Raw genomic sequence first — 21,646 nt, forward strand, 5'->3', positions numbered from 1 at the left:
CCTCCTTATATTAAGCATATCCATCTATGCCTGTTGTTTTCTTCTTTCTATTTTACACACAACGCTATTCTAATTCATTTTCCATGATTTATCAAGAGTCATTTCTACGACTTTGACATTTTTTTCACCAACTTTACAGTACAGGCGATTTAAAAGTCCTGCATCCGCCATTACGTTCCAGTTGGGAGGGAGCATTTTTTTCGCCCGTTCCTTTTTTAAATAGATGATTACCTGATCATTTCCCTCGCTGGATTTTAGAAGCTCCATAAGCTCTGCCTCCGCTGCCTGATACCCGGCCATATCTTCAAACTGCAGCCACAGCTGACGGGGCACAGCATCAAAGGGGATCACCTGCTCGCAGACCAGTTTGCCCACCGGTTCATCTCCCAGTGAAACACGTCCCCGGATAAAGAGCTTTTCATCCTCTGTCAGAAGATCCCTGTTATTTTCATAGTCTCTTGGAAATACGATCACTTCCACTGATCCCATCAGATCCTCCAGCGTGATAAAGGCCATCAGCTGGCCTGTGCGGGTAGTCTTGACCGTTTTTCCCGTTACCAATCCGCCTATGACAGCCTTTATGCCGTCCTTTACCACGGCCTCCTCCGTCTCCTCATCCACGATAAAATCAGCTGCTGTAGCAGTGATATTTTTCCGCCACAGCGCCTCATAATCATCCAGCGGATGGCCGCTGATGTATACGCCTAAAATATCTTTTTCAAAGGCAAGCAGCTCTTCTTTTGCATATTCCCCTACATCAGGAAATACAACCTCAAACTCCTTTTTTTCCTCTTCTCCGGCTATATCAAAAAGGCTCAGCTGTCCCTCAAAGGCATTCTTCCGCTCTCTGGCCTTATTCTCAAGAAGCGCAGGCCCCACAGCCATCTTCTGCCGTCTTGTGCCGGGAAGAGAATCCAGTGCGCCTGATTTGATAAAATTTTCCAGCGTACGGCGGTTTACCTCTCTCTGGGTCATACGGTTGATAAAATCCTCCATGGTACGGAATTTTCCATTCTTCGCCCGTTCCTCCAGAATGGCGTCTACCACCGGCTTTCCCACGCTTTTAATCGCAGAAAGGCCATAGCGGATTCCTCCGCCGGACACGGAAAATCCGCTCTCTCCCTCATTGATATCAGGAGGAAGAACTGCGATATTCATCATGCGGCGGCAGTTTAAAATATATTCGGAAAACTTGCTCACATTTTCCATCACAGAAGACATAAGGGCCGCCATAAACTCCTTTGGATAGTAGTATTTCAGATAAGCGGTCTGGTAGGAAACCACAGCATAGGCTGCCGCGTGGGACTTATTAAAGGCATACTTTGCAAAGTCGATCATTTCATCATAAATATGATTGGCCGTCTTTTCATCAATACCATTTGCAATACAGCCCTTTACTCCCTCGGCTTCATTTCCGTAAACGAAATTCTGACGCTCTTTTTCCATCACAGCAGTCTTTTTCTTACTCATGGCACGGCGTACCAGGTCGCTTCGTCCCATGGTATATCCGGCCAGGTCGCGGACGATCTGCATTACCTGCTCCTGGTATACAATACACCCGTAAGTCGGGCTCAGAATCGGCTCCAGCTGAGGGCATTCATAGGTAATGGAGCTTTTATCATTCTTTCCTTTTAAATACCTGGGAATAAAGTCCATAGGGCCGGGACGGTAAAGGGAAATTCCCGCAATAATATCCTCCAGATTCTCCGGCTTAAGCTCCTTCATAAAGCTCTTCATCCCGCCGCTTTCCAGCTGGAACACGCCCTCGGTTCTTCCGGTTCCGATGGATTCAAGTACCCTTTTATCATCAAAATCAATATGGTCAATATCAATGGAAATGCCGTAATCCTTCTCAGCCAGATGCACGGCATTCTGGATCACAGTCAGTGTACGCAGGCCCAGAAAGTCCATTTTAAGAAGCCCCAGCTCCTCAATGGTCGTCATGGTAAACTGGGTGGTAATGGTGCCGTCTGCCGCCTTGGAAAGGGGTACAAATTCGTCAATGGAGCGGCTGCCGATCACCACTCCCGCCGCGTGCATGGAGGTATGTCTTGGAAGGCCCTCCAGACGCTTTGACATATCGATCAGGTATTTTACCTGTGCGTCTTCATTATAAAGCTTTCTTAAATCCGGATTTGCCGCTATGGCCTTGTCAAGTGTCATTCCAAGATCATTTGGGATCATCTTTGCAATGGAATCACACATGGCGTAGGGCAGATCCAGCACACGGCCTACATCACGGACCACACCCTTGGCTGCCAGAGTACCGAAAGTAACGATCTGAACCACCTGGTCTTTGCCGTATTTCTCCACCACATAATCAATGACCTCCTGGCGGCGCTCGTAGCAGAAATCCACGTCAATATCAGGCATGGAAACTCGCTCCGGGTTTAAAAAGCGCTCAAAAAGCAGGTTATAGCGCACCGGGTCAATATTGGTAATGCCCAGAGTATAGGAAACAATGCTTCCCGCGGCAGAACCACGTCCCGGTCCCACCATAATATCCTTTGAGCGGGCATAGTTGATAAAATCCCATACGATCAGAAAATAATCCACATACCCCATGGTACGGATTACATCCAGCTCATAGTCCAGGCGTCGGCTTAACGTGCCGTCATCCTTTGGATATCGGGTCTTAAAGCCCTCCCGGCAGAGATGATTCAGATACGTCCAGGAGTCAAAGCCCTCCGGCACCTCATACTTTGGCAGCTTGGTGACGCCGAATTCAATCTCCACATTGCAGCGCTCTGCAATTTTATGTGTATTTTCAAGGGCTTCTCTGGCGTATGGGAAAAGGGCCTGCATCTCCTCCTCGGATTTACAGTAATACTGGCCGCCCGCATAGCGCATCCGGTCTTCATCCGCTACTTTTTTGCCGGTCTGGATGCACAGCAGGATATCGTGAGCCTTTTCATCCTCTGCAAAGGTATAATGGATATCATTGGTGGCGACCAGTTCAATCCCCGTGTCCCTGCTCAGCCTGAGAAGTCCCTGATTTACCATCTTCTGTTCTGGAAGCCCATGATCCTGAAGCTCCAGAAAGAAATTATTTTTCCCAAATATTCCCTCATACCGCTGTGCAGAACGCATGGCCTCCTCATACATTCCTCTGGCCAGATATTTCTGCACTTCTCCGGCCAGACAGGCGCTGAGGGCAATGACTCCTTCGTGATACGTTTCCAGAACCTCATAGTCTACACGGGGCTTATAGTAAAAGCCTTCCACAAAGCCCTTGGATACGATCTTCATCAGGTTTTTATAACCCTGATCATTTTCTGCCAGAAGAACCAGATGGTAATACCGGTCCTCTCCTCCCGTATTTTCCCGGTCAAACCTGGATCCAGGAGCCACATATACCTCGCAGCCCAGGATCGGTTTAATTCCCACTTCCTTTGCCGCCCGGTAAAAATCAATCACTCCATACATTACGCCATGATCCGTGATCGCCAGGCTGTCCATTCCCAGCTCCTTTGCCCTGGCGGTCAGCTCTTTTATCTTGGATGAGCCGTCTAAAAGACTGTATTCTGTATGGACGTGCAAATGTGTAAACGCCATATATACTGATTCTCCTTTCCCGGAACAACGTCCTGTTCCTGTCTGTTATGAAAAAAACCAGGCAGCCTTCTGCACTGCCTGGTTTCCAACTATCCTTTTAATCTCTCTGAAACACTTATGCATTGATGAGATACTTCTCAATCTCAGACACTGCCTGATCCTCATCCGCACCGTCAGCCTCTACTGTGATGGACTGGCCGGCAATCAGCCCAAGGGTCATCATTCCCATAATACTCTTTGCATTTACACGCTTGGAACCGGACTCCAGATAGATTCTGCTGTCGTACTGGCTGGCAACCTGCACCAGCATAGCGGCCGGTCTTGCTTCTAATCCATCGGGCAGTTCAACGGTAATTATTTTTTTCTTCATGATTATCCTCCTCATATCTGCGGATGGAGCGTTTCCTTACTGCTCCGGGAACTTTTCCCTTAAATCCTCCGCCATAAGGCTGAGTTTTCTCAGCCGGTGATTGACTCCTGACTTTCCCACCGGCGGCTCCAGAGCTTCCCCCAGCTCCTTAAGTGTCGCCTCCGGCCGTTCCAGCCTCACTCTTGCCATTTCCTGAAGGTTCTCCGGAAGGGACTCAAGTCCTATGGTATCCTGAATATACCGGATATCCTCCATTTGCTTTACGGCTGCCGAAACCGTTTTATTGATATTGGCAGTCTCGCAGTTTACCTGACGGTTTACGCTGTTTCGCATCTCCTTTACGATCCGGATATTTTCCAGCTCCATAAGCGCCACCGGCGCCTCCATGATCTGAAGCAGCTCTGCGATCTGGCTTCCCTCCTTTACATACACTACAAAATAGCGTTTGCGCAGAACGATCCTGGCCTCAATATCAAATGAAGCCATCAGCCCCTGAAGCTGCTTTGCCTTCCGCATGGATGCACAGGTGATCTCAAAATGGTAGAACTTTTCCGGATCACTGATGGAACCCGCCGAAAGGAAGGCCCCGCGGATAAATGCCCGCTTACAGCAGACATTCTGCACCACAACGTTATGTATCAGCGACAGATCCTCCGCAATTTCTCCATAAGAATCCAAAAGTTTGGACGCCTGAAGAACCCGGAGCGCATCCTCATGCTCTCTCACTGCTACCATATATGTTCGGCTCCGCCCCGGCATCTGGCCCCGGCGGATTAAAACATCCGTATTTATATTAAATGTTTTTTTCAATAATGTAAAGTATTTTCTTGCAACTGCCAGATTTTCTGTATGGATCTCAATGGCATAGTGATCGGAGGCCGATATCTTTACCCGGCCGCAGAGGCTTAAAACAGCCGCTGTTTCTGCGATCTGGCAGTGCCTTGCCGGAGACCACTGTCTGGACAGTTCCTCCTTTACTTTGGAAGAAAATGACATTGCTCCCTCTTAACTTTCCCTGTTATCGTTTACTATCCTTATCAATATCTCTGTGATCCATGCGGATCCCATATTCTCCGTGGCTCTTCAAATGGTCATACAGAGCCTTTGCAATGGTGACAGACCGGTGCTTTCCCCCGGTGCATCCGACAGCGATAACCAGCTGATTTTTCCCTTCATTGATATAATTGGGAAGAAGGAAATCCATCATGTCATTCAGCTTCTCTATAAACGTCTCTGCTGTATTCCCCTGCATCACATAATCTCTCACAGACTGGTTTTCTCCGGTCAGGGGACGCAGCTCCTCCACATAGTAAGGGTTCGGGAGGAAACGCACATCAAAGACCAGATCTGCATCCTCAGGAATACCATACTTAAAGCCAAAAGACATAACGGTAACAAACATATTTTTAAAGCTTTCTTCCTTTAAAAATATCTTTTCCAGCTCCTGACGCAGTTCCTTTGTCAAAAGCATGCTGGTATCAATAATAAAATCCGATCCCTTCTTTAAAAACGCCACTCTGGCCCGTTCCTTTTCAATGCCTGTTTCCAGCCGTCCCTTTCCGGCCAGAGGATGGGAACGTCTTGTTTCCTTATAGCGTTTGATCAAAGCGGTATTGCTTGCATCCAGAAAAAGGATCTGTACATCCATCTGTTCTCTGCGCCACTTTTCGATAACGCCTTCCAGATCTTTTAGACCCTCCCCGCTGCGGATATCGATCCCCAGAGCCGCCTTCTGCACAGTTCCTCCGTCCGATACCAGCTGCACGAATTTATCTGCCAAGGAGATAGGCAGATTGTCCACACAGTAAAACCCCAGATCCTCCAGCATTTTTAAAGCAATGGTTTTTCCGGCCCCAGACATTCCGGTGACAATTACAAGCTTCATCTGTCAGTTCACCTCGTACTCTTTATCGTAATCCACCTTAAAATTTCCCCAGTGTCTTTACTTCCATTTCCAGCTCCACATCAAACTGTGTCTTTACCCGCTCCCGAATCTGACGGCAGAGTTCCATCACATCTGCCGCTGTGGCATCGCCCCTGTTAATCACAAAGCCGCTGTGCTTTTGGGACACCTGCGCGCCGCCGACGGTAAAGCCTTTTAATCCGGCATCCTCAATGAGTCTGGCCGCAAAATGCCCTTTTGGCCGTTTAAAGGTACTGCCCGCACTCGGATACTGAAGAGGCTGCTTTTCCCTGCGTTTTAAAGACAGTTCATTCATATACGCCTCAATCTCATCCCGATTTCCTTTTTTCAGGCGAAAGCAGGCGTCCAGCACGGTATAACCCATAGCAGGGATACAGCTGGTGCGGTAATCCATCTTAAGCTCCTTTGGCCCAAGAGTAAGGATTTCTCCCTCCGGCGTCATAACTCTGGCATACTCCAGTACATCCTTTATCTCTGACCCATAGGCCCCGGCATTCATCACCAGAGCGCCTCCTATGGTTCCCGGAATCCCTGCCGCAAATTCAAGACCTGTAAGCCCCTCCTTTAAAGCTCTTTTCGCCGTTCGGCTTAAAAGCTGTCCGGATGATGCAAAAATCCTCTCTCCTTCTGCCTCAAGACGCGTCAGCCCCTCTGTCGTGGAAATAACCACTCCCTCATATCCTGCATCACTGACCAGCAGGTTGCTTCCATTTCCCAGAATGAAAAACGGAAGCTTCTCCCTTCTGCAGAAAGAGAGGACCGTTTTAAGCTCTGTCTCTCCGGACGGACATACATAAGCCGCTGCGGGACCTCCGATCCGAAAAGTGGTGTGGCTGCTCATAGGCTCCATAAAACGGCACGGAAAGCCCTCCAGCTCCAAAAGAGCCTGCAGTTTTTCTTTAAGCTCCATCTGTTTCCTTTCTCCGGTCTGAATATCAGTCATTCATCCCGTTTTTTAAATTTGCCTGTACACGGTTATACAGCTCCTGAGCCGCATTGTAGCCCATCTTCTTCTGGCGGTGGTTTACAGCCGCCGACTCTACGATTATGGCAAGATTTCGTCCGGGACGGATGGGAATGGTGTGGCACACAACCTGATTGCCCAGAAATTCCGTATACTGATCTTCCAGGCCCAGGCGGTCATACTCCTTATCCCGGTTCCAGTCCTCCAGCTTGATCACCATATCGATCGACTGTGTATCCTTTACACTCTCAACACCGTACAGAGTCTTTACATCAATGATCCCGATACCACGAAGCTCAATAAAATGCCGGGTAATATCCGGCGCACTTCCGATCAGGGTATCGTCGCTGACACGGCGGATCTCCACCACATCATCCGTCACAAGGCGGTGTCCCCTCTTTAACAGCTCCAGCGCCGCCTCACTCTTTCCAATCCCGCTCTCTCCCATGATCAGCACACCTTCACCGAATACGTCAAGAAGCACTCCGTGGATGCTGATGCAGGGAGCCAGCTTCACATTGAGCCAGCGGATGACCTCTGCCATCAGGGATGAGGTTGTCTTATCTGATACAAGACAGGGAACACCGTAATAATTGCAGTATTCCAGCAGATCATCATCGGGATTCTGTCCCCGGCTGAATACAAGGCAGGGAATCTGGCTGGAGGTCAGTTTATCATACATCTGACGCTTCACTTCTCTGTCCATGGTATTGATATATGCCTGCTCCACGTATCCTATGATCTGTACGCGCTCTCTGTCAAAATGATCGAAAAATCCGGTAAGCTGCAGCGCAGGACGGTTTACATCTGGATGGGTCAGTACGATCTTATCCGTATCAATCTCCGGTGTGGTGTTGCGCAGTTTCATTTTCTCAATAAGCTCACTGATGGTTACTCCATGCATGGTATAATTACCCCCTTGTGTCTGCTCTCCGCACATGGACGCGGAAAGGCTGTCTGGTTAACATATATACTATCACAAGTTTCACTGATTGTCATGTGTTTTTACATCCGCGCACATTCCGCCGCAGAACGAATGCCCCCCTGTTTTACGAAAAAAATGGTAAACGGCCTCTGCGGCCTTCTGATTCATCTGAGGCGTCTGGGCCAGCTCCTGTATGTCTGCATTTCTTATGGCCTCGATATCCTTAAACTGGCGCATCAGCGCCTTCCGTCTGGCAGGGCCGATGCCCGGGATTTCATCCAGTACCGATCTTACCTGCCCTTTTCCCCGAAGGCTTCGGTGATATTCAATGGCAAACCGGTGGGCTTCATCCTGAATCCGCGTAATAAGCCGGAAGCCCTCGCTGTGCCGGTCAATAGGCACCTCTTTATTGTTGAAATACAGGCCTCTGGTGCGGTGAAAATCATCCTTTACCATGCCGCATACCGGAATGGAAAGGCCCATCTGTTCAAGAACTCCAAGGGCAATATTGACCTGTCCTCTTCCGCCGTCCATCATGATCAGATCCGGAAAACGGGTAAAGCTTCCAAAAGAAAGTTCCTTTCCCTCCGCTCTGAGGTTCTTTGCCTCCTCCATTCCATGAGAAAACCGTCTGGTTAAAACCTCTTCCATGGAGGCATAGTCATTTGGCCCCTGGACGGTGCGGATCTTAAATTTCCTGTAGTCACTGCGCTTTGGCTTTCCGTCCTCATAAACTACCATAGAACCTACCGACTCCACGCCGCTTGTATTGGAAATGTCAAAGGCCTCCACCCGGCGCACTGCACCAATCCCAATGAGCGCTCCAATCTGGTTCATGGCTCCTATGGTACGCAGTTCTTCCTTTTTGATCCGTTCCTTATCCTGAGACAGAACCAGAGCCGCATTTCTTGCCGCCAGCTCCACCAGCCTTTCCTTCTCCCCCTTCTGGGGCACCACCAGCCTTACCTTCTGTCCCCTTTTCGCGGTCAGCCACTGGCTGATAACCTCGCTGTCTGTAATGGGATACTGAAGCCAAAGCTCCCTTGGGATAAACGGCGTTCCTGCATAAAACTGCTTTACAAAGCCGTCCAGAATCTCCTCCTCGCTCTCTGCCGCTCCTGCTGACAAATGAAAATGATCCCTTCCGATCAGCTTTCCTTCCCTGATAAAAAATACCTGTACCACAGCGTCCCTTTCGTCTCTTGCCAGAGCCACAATATCACGGTCCTCCATGCTGCTGCTGGTAATTTTCTGCTTCTGTGCCACCTGCTTTACACTGTTTAACAGCTCCCGGTATTCAATGGCCTTTTCAAACTCCATTTGCTCCGACGCCTGCTCCATTTTCTCCTTCAGGGAACGCAGAAGAGGCTCGTAATGGCCTCCTAAAAAATCAAGCGCCTGTCCAAAGGACTTCTGATAATCCTCCTTTGAAATATACCCCTGACAGGGAGCATCACACTGCTTGATGTGGTAATTTAAGCAGGGCCTCTCCTTTCCCGTATCCTTCGGCAGATTCCGGCTGCAGGTGCGGATCCGGTACAGCTTATGGATCAAATCCAGCGTATCCTTGACTGCCCCGGCGCTGGTATATGGGCCAAAATACCGGCTGCGCCCATCCTTTTTCATATCCCTTGAAAATAAAAGTCTTGGGAAATCCTCACCCACCGTAGCCTTGATGTAAGGATATGTCTTATCATCCTTTAACATGGTATTGTATCTGGGGCGATGCTCCTTGATCAGATTGCATTCCAATACCAGCGCTTCCAGCTCTGAATCGGTTAGAATGTACTCAAACCAGGCAATATGGGAAACCATCTGTTCGATCTTGGCAGTCTTATTCCGGCTGCTCTGAAAATACTGGCGCACCCGGTTTTTTAAGCTGACTGCCTTTCCCACATAGATGATCTCATCCCTGTCATTGTGCATCAGATAAACGCCCGGACTGGCAGGGAGTTTTTTTAATTCCTCTTCCAGATCAAACATCAAAACCCTCCTGTTCAGCGCAGCCGTGTGCCGTCATAGCGGCGCAGAAGCTGTACATAGCGGCGGAGCGCCTGAATCTGCTCCTCCACAGGCATTTCTGGCTCCGGTTTTAAATCCATAGCCATAAACATACAATCCAGCTCCCGTTTGGTTGCCTTTCCTTCCATCTGTTTCAAAACAGCTAACTTATCCTCAGGGCGCAGCGCATCCAAAAAACGCTCCAGCCAGGGGCCTGGAAGTTCCTCTTCCTTATCCGTCTCCCCCTGTTTCCTTTCCTGCCAGGCAGTTCTTACAGGATCATTCTCCGGCCATACACGCTCAAAACGGTATTCCTGATCCGCATCCGGATATTTTTCCCGGTCTACCGGACTCATAAACATCTCCAGAGGGCGGACATACATACCAAACGTTCCATACAGTGCCTGATACACCACCATAGGCTCTCCTGTTTCTGAATGAACAGCCACTGCTATGACCTGATACAGTTTATTTTTAAAATGCCTGTAAAATGCTCCCGGCACAGGCATACACTCTCTCTGCTGCAAAATGCATCTACCTCATTTCCGCCCGGCCTATGCCGAACTCTGTGTTTATCTTTTTAGTATACCATATCTCATTTTAGAATCAACGGAATTTTGTCCGGACAGATAAAAACGCCCCGCTGCTATGCTGTCTGCAAAGCTGCGGGGCGTACACCTGGGTCTGAAAAGGTATGCTTCTGCATTCCTTACTGTAAAGAAGCTGCCGCGTCTTTTCCTGCAGCTAAATATTCCTGACCGGAAAATTCATCTGCATTCGCCGCTGCCGCATTTACAAGAATCAGCACTGCTGCCAGAATCACCCAGGCAAAGCATTCCAATCCTTTTTTCAGTTTCATAATCCTCTTTTCCTCCTAAGGACCACATCTGGATCCGACTCACATTATACCGTTTTTCCGCAAAAATGCAAGTTTTAAATTTTTTTCTGACAGACGGGGAATTTCTCTCCTTCATCCGTTTTATATAGTAGAGGCTGTTAATTTTATACTTCTGATAAGGAGGAATATTTATGATTACTTATAAGCCATTCTGGGAAACCCTGAAAAAGTCACCCGAAACCACCTATACCCTAATCCATAAACATCAAATTTCCAGTGCTACCATTGACCGTCTGCGAAAGGATAAACCCTTAAGCACAATCACCATTGACGATCTGTGCCATATTCTGAACTGCCAGGTGGGTGAAATTGCCGCGTACATACCTCCTGAAGATAAACCACATTAAACGGTCAAACTCTGAACATTTTACAATAGCCTTCTGTTTTTTCCTGTGCTATACTTTAAGAAGCTTAACGTATAAGGAGGTTTCTTTGTAATGCAGAAGATTGGAAGAAATGATCCCTGCTGGTGCGGCAGCGGTAAAAAATACAAAGACTGTCACATGGAGCTGGAAGAAAAGCTGACCCAGTTCCGTCGTCAGGGCGCCATCGTCCCCACCAGAGCCTTATTAAAAACACCCGAACAGATCCGTGGCATAAAAGAGAGTGCCCGGATCAATGTAGCCGTTCTTGATTATGTAGCTGCACATATCGGCCCCGGCATCACTACTGCCCAGATCGATCTGTGGGTCTATGAACAGACCACCCGTTTAGGAGGCATTCCCGCGCCTCTGGGCTATAACGGCTTTCCCAGAAGCGTCTGCACCTCTGTCAATGACCAGGTATGCCACGGCATTCCATCCGAAAATGACATTCTGAAAGAAGGCGATATTATAAACATAGACGTCTCTACTATCTATAATGGTTATTTTTCTGATTCCTCCCGTATGTTCTGCATCGGAGCGGTTTCTCCGGAGAAAAAACGATTGGTAGATACAGCAAAACAATGTCTGGAGATTGGTTTGACAGAAGTACGTCCCTGGGGATTTTTAGGTGATATGGGGCAGGCAATCCATAATTTTGCCAAAGAAAACGGCTGCAGCATTGTCCGTGAAATCGGCGGTCACGGCGTGGGACTGGAATTCCATGAAGAACCCTGGGTAAGCTATGTGTCCAAAAAAGGTACAGAAATGCTCATGGTTCCCGGAATGTGCTTTACCATTGAACCCATGGTAAATATGGGACGGCCGGATGTATTTGTGGATGCGGACAACGACTGGACGGTATATACGGATGACGGACTGCCCTCCGCCCAATGGGAAATCCAGGTGCTGATCACAGAGGATGGATATGAAATACTGGCGTGGTAGACGATTTTCCGAATAGAGTATGCAACACGAAATGCAGCACGCATTAAAAAAAGTCCTGTAATACAGGACTTTTTTTAATGGAGATAGTGGGATTCGAACCCATGACCTCTTGCATGCCATGCAAGCGCTCTCCCAACTGAGCTATACCCCCATTGGAACATATTTATATCAACTGGCGTCGACTCGTTGATAATACCATATCCGGCAGAATAAATCAAGTATTTTCCAAACTTTTCTCAAAAGGTTTCCAAGACACAAGCTCCCCGAAAGGTTTTCGCCTTCCGGGGAGCTTCTATCATTTAATATACATTTTCACTGTAGAAATTATTCATTTCCATACAGAGCAACCAGCTTGGATAAGTGCTCAAAGCGCTCCTTAGCCTCCTGCTCGTTGCGTGCGAACAGCTCTGCTGCTCTCTCAGGATTCTTCATGGTCAGAGACAGGTAACGAACCTCGCCCTTTAAGAAGTCCTGATAGCCTTCCATCTTAGGAGCCTTGGAATCCAGAGTGAACTTCTTCTCTGCTGCAGGATTGTAACGGAAGTTATTCCAGTAGCCACACTCTAATGCCAGCTTCTCCTCAGTCTGAGCCTTGTTCATGCCCTTCTTGATACCATGGTTGATACATGGAGCATATGCAATGATCAGAGATGGTCCCGGATATGCCTCAGCCTCAGCCAGTGCCTTAACGGTCTGCTGCATGTCGCCGCCCATACAGATCTGTGCAACGTATACATAGCCGTAGCTCATAGCGATGCCAGCCAGATCCTTCTTCTTGGTCTCCTTACCGCCAGCTGCGAACTGAGCAACTGCACCGGTCTTGGTAGCCTTGGAAGCCTGTCCGCCTGTATTGGAGTAAACCTCGGTATCGTATACCATGATGTTGATATCCTTACCGGAAGCCAGAACGTGGTCTACGCCGCCGAAGCCGATATCGTAAGCCCATCCGTCACCGCCGAAGATCCACTGAGACTTCTTAGCCAGGAAATCCTTGTTAGCTACGATGTCCTTGCAAACCGGGCAGTCAACGCCGGATAATGCAGCAACCAGACGATCGGTTGCAGAACCGTTCAGAGCGCCGATGCCATAGGTATCTAACCACTCCTTGCAGGCTGCCTTGATATCGTCAGTTGCGTTCTCATTTGCCATAACGCTCTCAACCTTAGCCTTTAAGCCGTCTCTGATTGCGTTCTGAGCCAGTAACATACCATAACCGAACTCAGCATTGTCCTCAAACAGGGAGTTATCCCATGCAGGACCCTGTCCCTTAGCGTTCATGGTGTATGGTGTAGAAGGTGAGGAGTTGCCCCAGATAGAGGAACATCCTGTTGCGTTTGCAATGTACATTCTATCACCAAACAGCTGGGTGATCAGCTTAGCGTAAGGAGTCTCGCCACAGCCTGCACATGCGCCGGAGAACTCAAGCAGAGGCTGCTTGAACTGGCTTCCCTTAACAGTGTTCTCTTTGAACTTTGCAACAACCTCATCCTTGATGGATACAGTCTGGCCAAAGTCAAAGATAGCCTGCTCGCTGAGGCTCTCTTCCAGAGGCTTCATCTCCAGAGCCTTGTTGCCCTTCATGCCTGGGCAGACATTTGCACAGGAGCCACATCCTGTACAGTCAAGTGCAGAGATGGTCATGGCAAACTTGTAGCCTGGCATACCGGTCATATCCTTCATCTTCATATCTGCAGGAGCGTTAGCAGCTTCATCAGCTGTCATAGCTACCGGACGGATAACAGCGTGAGGACATACATAGGAACAGAAGTTACACTGGATACAGTTGTCAACATTCCATACAGGAACATTTACTGCAATACCACGCTTCTCGTATGCGGAAGAACCAGATGGTGTAGTACCGTCTACATAATCCTTGAATGCGGATACAGGCAGGGAGTTTCCTTCCTGAGCGCTTACCTTGGTCTGGATATTGTTTACGAAATCAACAACTTCCTTGCGGCCCTCGGTAACTACCTTATAATCAAGGCCTTCGTCCTCGCACTGAGACCAGCTTGCAGGAACCTCTACCTTGTGAACGCCCTTAGCGCCGGCATCGATTGCTGCCCAGTTCTTCATAACAACGTCCTCGCCCTTGCGGCCGTAGGTTGCCTTTGCAGCTGCCTTCATCAGTTCATTTGCCTTCTCAGCAGGAATGATGCCTGTCAGCTCGAAGAATGCGGACTGAAGGATAGTATTGATACGGGTCGGGCCCATGCCGGTCTCGATACCGATCTTAACACCGTCGATGGTGTAGAAGTTGATCTTATGATCAGCGATGAACTTCTTAACCTGTCCTGGCAGATGCTTCTCAAGACCTTCCATATCCCATGGGCAGTTTAACAGGAAGGTACCGCCGTCAACCAGCTCCTGAACCATGTTGTACTTGCGTACATAAGAAGGATTGTGGCAGGCAACGAAGTTAGCCTGACGGATCAGGTAGGTAGACTTGATGCGGCTGTGTCCGAAACGCAGATGAGACATGGTAACACCGCCGGACTTCTTGGAGTCGTAATCAAAGTATGCCTGAGCGTACATATCAGTGTTATCACCGATGATCTTGATGGAATTCTTGTTAGCACCTACCGTACCGTCAGCGCCAAGACCCCAGAACTTACAGTTGGTTGTTCCCTCTGGAGTAGTAACTAAAGGAGCGCCAATCTCCAGAGACAGATTTGTAACGTCATCCACGATACCGATCGTGAATGGGCTCTTTGTCTCATTCTCAAATACTGCTACGATCTGAGCAGGTGTGGTATCCTTGGAACCTAAGCCGTAACGTCCGGTCTGGATCTTGATCTGGTCAAACTTGCTGCCCTTAAGAGCTGCAACAACATCCAGATACAGAGGCTCGCCCATAGCGCCTGGCTCTTTTGTTCTATCTAATACAGTGATGGTCTTTACAGACTCAGGAATGGTATCGATCAGTGCCTGTGCGCAGAATGGTCTGTACAGACGAACTTTAACAACACCAACCTTCTTGCCCTGTGCAACCAGGTAATCAATGGTCTCCTCGATGGTATCATTTACAGAACCCATAGCAACAATCACATGCTCTGCATCAGCAGCGCCGTAGTAATTGAACAGCTTGTAATCTGTACCGATCTTAGCGTTAACCTTGTCCATGTACTCCTGAACAATTGCAGGAAGTGCATCGTAGTAGGGGTTACATGCCTCTCTTGCCTGGAAGAAAATATCAGGGTTCTGAGCAGAACCTCTCTGGCATGGATGATTTGGATTCAGAGCGTTCTTACGGAATGCTGCAATCGCATCCATATCAGCCATATCCTTCAGGTCCTCGTAATCCCAGGTCTCGATCTTCTGGATCTCGTGAGATGTACGGAAACCGTCAAAGAAGTTGATGAAAGGAACTTTGCCCTTGATTGCTGCCAGATGAGCAACTGGAGTTAAGTCCATAACTTCCTGTACGCTGGACTCACACAGCATAGCGCATCCTGTCTGACGGCAGGCATAAACGTCGGAATGGTCACCGAAAATAGATAATGCATGGCTTGCCAGTGCACGGGCAGATACGTTAAATACGCCTGGCAGCTGCTCGCCTGCGATCTTGTAAAGGTTAGGGATCATCAGTAACAGACCCTGGGAAGCAGTATAGGTGGTGGTCAGCGCACCTGCTGCCAGAGAACCGTGTACAGCACCTGCTGCACCAGCCTCAGACTGCATCTCTGTAATCTGAACTTCATGACCGAAGATGTTGGTTCTTCCGTCTGTTGCCCATTCATCTGTAGCTTCTGCCATAGGTGAGGATGGGGTAATCGGATAAATAGCCGCTACATCAGTAAATGCATAGGAAGCATGAGCTGCTGCATGGTTACCATCCATGGTTTTCATTTTTCTTGCCATTTTGATTTCCTCCTGCAATTAGTGAAATATGTATATGATAGTATACATGTAAGTCCGCCCGACGGCACATAGCCTTTAGCGGACTGACCTGTATATTATTATAAACAATTCTTTAACAAATTGCAAATGCTTAATTGCTATTACTGCAAAAAATACAATGTATACAGTATAATTTATGCATAAATCCTCTGACAGCCAGAAATAGCGAAAAAGAAGCAGCCGTAAAATTTCCATTTGGGGATTTTACGGACTGCTTCTTTCTTAAAATTTTCAAAAATTCAAACCGCTATTCCGGCTTTACGGGAACAACCACGGCTCCGGCTCCCGGCCCGCCCTGTGAACCGGAAGGCGCGTCCTCTGACGGAGCAGGGGCCACAGGTACGGAAGACGGCTCTGTAGAAGCTGATCCCGGCCCTTCTGCCGGAGCAGAGGAAGCCGTACCTGACCCAGGCTGGGACTGGGTCGTCTCAGCAGGGCCGGTATATCCCTCCGGCATTCCGTCCACTGTCGGCGTAACCGTTGTTGCCTGCGTGGTGGTTTCCTCCGGATTTAATACCACACCGCTGGTATTGCGGTGGACTACCGGCTTGTGGCCCTTATACGTTGTTTTATGATCCAGTTCTCTGGAAATCTCCTTGCCGTCCTTATAGACAACCTTATAGGTTTCCCAGCGGCTTCCGGAGCTTCCCTTGCTTGTGGTCTTTTCCACTCCCGGATCCAGAGTCTGATCTTCTACATATTCCGGTTCCGGCACACCAAGGTCTTCTACCTTTTTAGACTCCAGATCCCAGGTGATGCCGTCCTCCAGAATCGGGATACCATATACAGATACCGTCATCTTCTGATCCGCATAGCTTGCCCGCAAGCCGATCGCTGTGCTTGAGGTATTGATGAATTTAAAATCAGGCTGCTCATAACTTACAGTAGCATCTCGTCCCGGAGTTACATAATTTGGCTCAAAGGTATGGGAACGGCGATAGCTGATCTTTAAGCCTGCTTTAAATACCGCATTGTACAGAGTAGTTGAAACCTGGCATACGCCTCCGCCGATTTCCTGAACAACCTCACCGTTATTATAGGCAGCCGCACCCTTATAACCCTTAGCCTCTGTACGCTGGCCTACAGTTCCGTTAAAGGAGAACTCATGGCCCGGCTTGATAACGGTGCCGTTAATAGCTTCTGCCGCCAGACGGACATTCGTATTTCTGTTTTTATTGGATGTGGTATTTGTAGTAAAGGAACCAATGGTCTTATACTGCTCCTTTGCGCTGACCGCCGTAATCTCAGGTGCCACCGTGCTGCCGGATGCCTCAATTTTGGCATCAAAGTCCTTTGCAGCCAGAGCCTGTGTGATATCATCGATCAGCTTTTCCTGATCAATGGCAAAGCCATTCTCCTCTCCCGCGAAAACGAACTTCCCTGTTTCTGCATTAAAGCTGTCGATGGAACCATTTTTTGCCTTCTTATCCCACTTCGCCGCGCAGGCTGCTGCCTCCGCTTTAATCTGCTCTTCTAATCCGGCCGTATCCAGCGTGTAGCTTTCCTGAGGCTCTCCGCTGTAGATCTCATTTAAAAGAGAATCGATTTTTCCGGCCATCAGGTCATTTACCTCATAAACTTCAGAATCATAAGAAACGGTCATGCTCCATGGAAATTCTTTTAACAGCACCTCTCTGGCCTGAGATTTGGAAAGGCCGGTGATGGAAATGCCGTCTACGGACACCTCTTTTTTCATCTCGGTTTCTGTCACTGCCTCTGTTGTTGCCTGCACTCCCGTCTCATCAGAGTTCTTTCCATTTAACGCCATAGCAATGCAGGTAATCACTACGATCAGGATCACGCCTCCAATGGCAATCCATTTATAATCCGGCCCTTTTCTTCTGTGGCGGCGGCTGTTCCGCCTTACATTCTGCATGGCGTTCATCCTTCCTGCCTGGCCGGAGCGGTAAGAGGAACTGCTGCGTGAGCCGCCGTGTCCTGTATTTCTGGAAGAGGTACCTCTGGATGATGCTCTCCCGGAAGCACTACGTCCTCTGTCTGCGCCCTTTGCCCGGCTTCTGCCCGGCGAAGCGCTGCGGTTCCTGCTGTTGTTTTCTAACTGATTCATTTTTCTCACACCTTGTTCAAAATACTTTTGCATTAATTACAGCTTGTAGTATAGCATACTTTATTTAAAATGGAACCGCTTTTTATATTTTTTTCCTTTGATTTTTTCTATTTATGAATTTACTGTTACTTATTATAAATGAAATATTATGGAAGTATTACCAAAGTATTTCACTGCTCTTTTTTAGAGGCTGTGACCTTTGAAAGCTGCAAAATAATCTCGCTGAAATATCTAGGCGGAACCTGCTCCAGAAGAAGCGCCTTTTTATCATCCGCCTCATCATAGACATAGCTTCCCCTCTCTATGGTTCCGGCCGGATAGAAACGGACATCTTCTATTGTTACCTCCTCGTTCTGTCCTCCGATATAGGTTCCTGAAAAATGAAGCTCCGCTCCCAGCTTTCCGTCTTCCCGGTAAAAGGTATAAAAACAGCCCGCATCCTGAACAGAACCCGTATACCAGCCAAGAGCCTGCATTTTTCCGATGAGAGACAGATCGTTAAGGATCACTCCTTCAAAGCGCTCCACTGCCTTCTGCCCCGCTTCTTCTTCGGAAATGAGGTACACAGTGCGGCCCAGCTGTTCCACAGGCTGAATGATTTCATAATCCTCCAACTGCTCCTTCCATGCGTCCCTCTCTTCCTTTGAAAGCTCAATGGGATGGATCAGGCCGATTACTGCGTCCTCAGGCAGCTCCAGCTCCTCTTCATCCACCGTATTAAAGGAGCCGTCCTCCATATACCGGAAGCTGCCTGTAAGTGTTTCTTCCTTATATATACCCCAGATCAGGCCAATGGCAAAGGGGTGCATCACCGGCTTTTTCGTAAACAGCTCCACCCAGTCCTCCTTCTTCCACATACGTCCGGATGACAGGGCCAGCTCCAGCCTCTGCTTCTGGCTGGCAGCCACGGTTTTTAACTGCTTTTTCATAGCTTTAAACTCCTCATAAGCCCTTGCCGCCTTATCTTCCTCATCCCGCTTGCCCGGAGCAGGCATATTTTTAAGCTTTCTGCCCTCCTGGTCCCGAACCTGAATTTCAAGCTCCGGGGTAATGGACACGGTAAAGGATCTTGCTCCATAGTCAAAAACACGCTCCATCCGCTCATTAAAACCGAGATCCGGCACAATCCGGTCTGAAAGCTCCTCTCTGGTAATCCCAAGCTGTCCGGCAGCAAATTCCAGCGCTTTGGCAGCCGCAGCCTTCACCTGACGGAACTTGAATTTTGACGCAATGCCGTCTACCTTTAAAAGCGCCTCTGAAACAGGGCTTAAGGCCAGTGCGTTGACCGCCTCACAGGCCATGGCGCCTCTGGCATTTGCCGGCCATTCCTGGATCTGACGGTACAGCTTTTTAACCATCAGATCGCCTCCGTGGATGGACGCTGCATAAAGAACCCATTTCTTCTTTGCTTCTGCGCCCTGCTCCATAAAACGGTCAAAAAGTTCATTTACATAAAGAGAAAACTCCTCTTTCTTAAGGTCTCCGGCCAGAAATTCAGCGTCCTTATTTACGCCCGGACTGGTTCCTGCTCCGGCATAGCACAGGAGAATGGCCTGAAGGTATTCAACGGACGCCTCCTCCCCGTTTTCAAAATGAACCGCCGGGAAAGGAGTCTGAAAGGCCCAGGACAGCGTGCGGCTCTTTCCTCCTTTATGAAGGGCTTTTACCAGATCCTCCCTCTTTAAAACGCCGGAGGGGCTTTCATTTTCTTCCTCCTTTACCCCCAGCACCTGGGTTAAAAGCCGGCGCACCTTGGCATTTTTTTCCTTTTCAAGAGCTGCCTCAAGAGCCGGGCGGTCGGAAACGTCATTCCATGCAGCCAAAACATATACCGCAGCTTCCCTGGGGCCTGCCTTTTTATCGCTTAAAAGAACAAGTATATCATCCTTCCAGTCCTTCTGCTCCTCTAAAATTTTTAAAAGCTCCTCCCGGACGGATTTAGCCGTATCCTTTGCATAGGAAAGAATTTCTTTTTTGTACTCTTTTGCCATCAGAGCCATGGTCATAAGCCCCAGACGGCGGCCTTCTGCCTCAGACTCACGAAACACTTCCATCACTGCTTCCGGATTGGCTCTGAGCTTATACAGAAATACTCTTCTGGCTGCCAGCTCAAAGCAGCGTTCCTTATCCGAATCAAGGTATAAGGATTTTACATTCAGGATAAAGGTCTTTAACAGATGCGCCTCATCCATTCCCGCTTCTTCCATGTCTTTAAAAAATCCTGCAAAGGCTTCTTCCTTCGGCTGGTAGAACGGATTTTTTCCCGAGGACATAAAGTACCCCTCCTGCCGAAGAAAGGTACAGGCCTGGCAGCGGTTAAAAAATTCCCGGTCCTCATCCTTAGCAGGAAAGCCGTCCAGCAGATTACGCAGTCTATAGCCCCTGTAAAAATGGCTGTTTTTTGCCATCTGTTCCTCATATGGATACAGAGCGCTGAAAGGAACCCGTCCATACAGGTAATCAATTAACGTCTGGGTTTCCGGGCCTTTTTCCTCTGTCAGTACCTTTATAACCGCATCTCTTCTGCGCATGCCGGCAGAGGACTGAAGGGTTTTATAAAGCTTAGGATCTGCGCTGCGAACCACATTCATCATGTAATTCATCTGCTCCAGATCCGCCTCCTTTAGGCATTCCAGATACAGCTCCTTATTCTTTTTAAGCTGGCTGCAAAGAATCTTCCCCTGCTTTCTGATGGCTGCCCAGGAAATGTAGGACTTGCTGTCCAGATGGAACAGCTCATCAAAGCTTCCTCCCCGTTCATGAAGATCTCTGCGGAAATCCAGCTGCTCCATAATAGGAAGGCAGCAGTTCATATCAGAAGCCAGATACAGATCCACTGTGCGCATCAGACAGGGGGACAGGGCCATATTCATAAAAGCGGTTCCGCATATGAGCCATGTAATAAGATTATTCTGGGCCAGAGGACCTGCCAGAGAACGGATCTCATCCGTCATGGATCCTTCCTTTAGCGCACGGGCGATCTGAAACCGGCTCGCCTTGGAAACAGAGGACGGCAGCGCGTCTTCAATAGTGTTGCATACAATCGTTTCATATTGCCTCATAAGCTCCGCGTCTTCACCGGAAAGCCCGTTTTCATTTCCAAACGCTGAAACAAGCCGGTTCAAAATACCCTTTGCACCCGCAGCCCCCTCTTTGGGTTCTTCCAGCTTTTTATCCGGGTATTTCCGGAGAAAATAGAGGGAAAGAAGGATCAGCCTGCCATTAGCCATATCCCCGATGCAATACTTCATGGCTGACAGCAGGTATTCCGGAGTCTTAGTCTGTTTTATCATCTGATCCATCAGATAGCTGAAACGTGTATCATTGTTTCTGCCCGCGATCTCTGCCACAACCGAAAGCCACTCTTCCGGCTTCAGTCCCCAGAAGTCCTTCCCCTCTCTCATAAAGCTGTAACGCCATGCATAATTCCCCCGTTCCAGCGCGCCGCAGGTTGACTGTCCCAGTGTAAAAAGCACCCGGAGCATTTTTTTTGCTTCCTCTGAATGCCGGTCGCAGAAATGGCTAAACAGAGCTGCCGCAGCCTCCAGCTGCGTCTCGGCAAGCTGGTAAAAGTCCCTTGCCGTTAAGCCCTGTAAGGCTTCCTCTCCCCGTTCGCCTGATACATAGGAAAAAATCTTCTCCCGTTCCTGTTCAGACAGACCGATTTTCTCCAGAGTTTCCATTATTTTATCCCCATATGTTCTCTTTGGCTGTATCATACGCCTTCTCCT

The 21,646-nt window shown here is 48.7% G+C and carries 14 protein-coding genes and 1 tRNA gene; 2 read left to right on the forward strand and 13 right to left on the reverse strand.

The features are described 5' to 3' along the window. Positions 1–69: 69 nt before the first annotated feature. The 9 genes from ACZM6M_RS06335 to ACZM6M_RS06375 all read right to left on the reverse strand — a co-directional run bounded on the left by ACZM6M_RS06335 (position 70) and on the right by ACZM6M_RS06375 (position 10,598). On the reverse strand, positions 70–3,555 hold the full coding sequence (locus ACZM6M_RS06335) for a DNA polymerase III subunit alpha (protein WP_489489966.1): 3,486 nt from the start codon (positions 3,553–3,555) through the stop codon (positions 70–72). A 115-nt stretch (positions 3,556–3,670) separates the two neighbouring features. After that, the gene (locus ACZM6M_RS06340) at positions 3,671–3,925 is read right to left on the reverse strand and encodes an HPr family phosphocarrier protein (RefSeq protein WP_066549013.1); all 255 of its coding nucleotides are present in this window, start codon (positions 3,923–3,925) and stop codon (positions 3,671–3,673) included. A gap of 36 nt (positions 3,926–3,961) precedes the next feature. Beyond that, positions 3,962–4,921, reverse strand: coding sequence for a DNA-binding protein WhiA (whiA, locus tag ACZM6M_RS06345; protein ID WP_066549015.1), 960 nt, complete (start codon positions 4,919–4,921; stop codon positions 3,962–3,964). A 22-nt stretch (positions 4,922–4,943) separates the two neighbouring features. After that, the gene (gene rapZ, locus ACZM6M_RS06350) at positions 4,944–5,810 is read right to left on the reverse strand and encodes an RNase adapter RapZ (protein WP_066549017.1); all 867 of its coding nucleotides are present in this window, start codon (positions 5,808–5,810) and stop codon (positions 4,944–4,946) included. Between the two features lie 37 nt (positions 5,811–5,847). Beyond that, entirely contained in the window at positions 5,848–6,759 is a 912-nt protein-coding gene (murB, locus tag ACZM6M_RS06355) for a UDP-N-acetylmuramate dehydrogenase (RefSeq protein ID WP_296038085.1), read from the reverse strand. Positions 6,760–6,784: 25 nt separating this feature from the next. Next, positions 6,785–7,717: an HPr(Ser) kinase/phosphatase gene (gene hprK / locus ACZM6M_RS06360; RefSeq protein ID WP_066549018.1), complete on the reverse strand. Its 933-nt coding sequence runs from the start codon at positions 7,715–7,717 to the stop codon at positions 6,785–6,787. Positions 7,718–7,798: 81 nt separating this feature from the next. Beyond that, positions 7,799–9,721 (reverse strand): excinuclease ABC subunit UvrC, encoded by a 1,923-nt coding sequence (gene uvrC / locus ACZM6M_RS06365; protein ID WP_337934171.1) that lies wholly within the window; start codon positions 9,719–9,721, stop codon positions 7,799–7,801. A gap of 14 nt (positions 9,722–9,735) precedes the next feature. After that, the gene (locus tag ACZM6M_RS06370) at positions 9,736–10,248 is read right to left on the reverse strand and encodes a DUF1653 domain-containing protein (protein ID WP_489489992.1); all 513 of its coding nucleotides are present in this window, start codon (positions 10,246–10,248) and stop codon (positions 9,736–9,738) included. Between the two features lie 200 nt (positions 10,249–10,448). Next, positions 10,449–10,598, reverse strand: a complete 150-nt coding sequence (locus ACZM6M_RS06375; protein ID WP_167544882.1) for a hypothetical protein — start codon at positions 10,596–10,598, stop codon at positions 10,449–10,451. A gap of 170 nt (positions 10,599–10,768) precedes the next feature. Here ACZM6M_RS06375 and ACZM6M_RS06380 point away from each other — a divergent pair, with 170 nt between their 5' ends. Further along, positions 10,769–10,984 carry a helix-turn-helix domain-containing protein gene (locus tag ACZM6M_RS06380; protein WP_066549023.1) on the forward strand — a complete coding sequence of 72 codons (216 nt, stop codon included), beginning with the start codon at positions 10,769–10,771 and terminating at the stop codon, positions 10,982–10,984. Between the two features lie 90 nt (positions 10,985–11,074). Then, positions 11,075–11,947: a methionyl aminopeptidase gene (locus ACZM6M_RS06385; RefSeq protein WP_317439123.1), complete on the forward strand. Its 873-nt coding sequence runs from the start codon at positions 11,075–11,077 to the stop codon at positions 11,945–11,947. 78 nt (positions 11,948–12,025) lie between these two features. Here the strand turns inward: ACZM6M_RS06385 and ACZM6M_RS06390 are convergent. The 4 genes from ACZM6M_RS06390 to ACZM6M_RS06405 all read right to left on the reverse strand — a co-directional run bounded on the left by ACZM6M_RS06390 (position 12,026) and on the right by ACZM6M_RS06405 (position 21,634). Next, positions 12,026–12,098, reverse strand: a tRNA-Ala gene (locus tag ACZM6M_RS06390). 173 nt (positions 12,099–12,271) lie between these two features. After that, positions 12,272–15,808 (reverse strand): pyruvate:ferredoxin (flavodoxin) oxidoreductase, encoded by a 3,537-nt coding sequence (gene nifJ / locus ACZM6M_RS06395; protein WP_337934168.1) that lies wholly within the window; start codon positions 15,806–15,808, stop codon positions 12,272–12,274. A 286-nt stretch (positions 15,809–16,094) separates the two neighbouring features. After that, positions 16,095–17,915, reverse strand: coding sequence for a VanW family protein (locus tag ACZM6M_RS06400; protein ID WP_489489970.1), 1,821 nt, complete (start codon positions 17,913–17,915; stop codon positions 16,095–16,097). Between the two features lie 170 nt (positions 17,916–18,085). After that, positions 18,086–21,634 (reverse strand): DUF4132 domain-containing protein, encoded by a 3,549-nt coding sequence (locus ACZM6M_RS06405; RefSeq protein ID WP_489489971.1) that lies wholly within the window; start codon positions 21,632–21,634, stop codon positions 18,086–18,088. Positions 21,635–21,646: the final 12 nt, after the last annotated feature.

The organism is Enterocloster sp. (genome assembly GCF_057861365.1).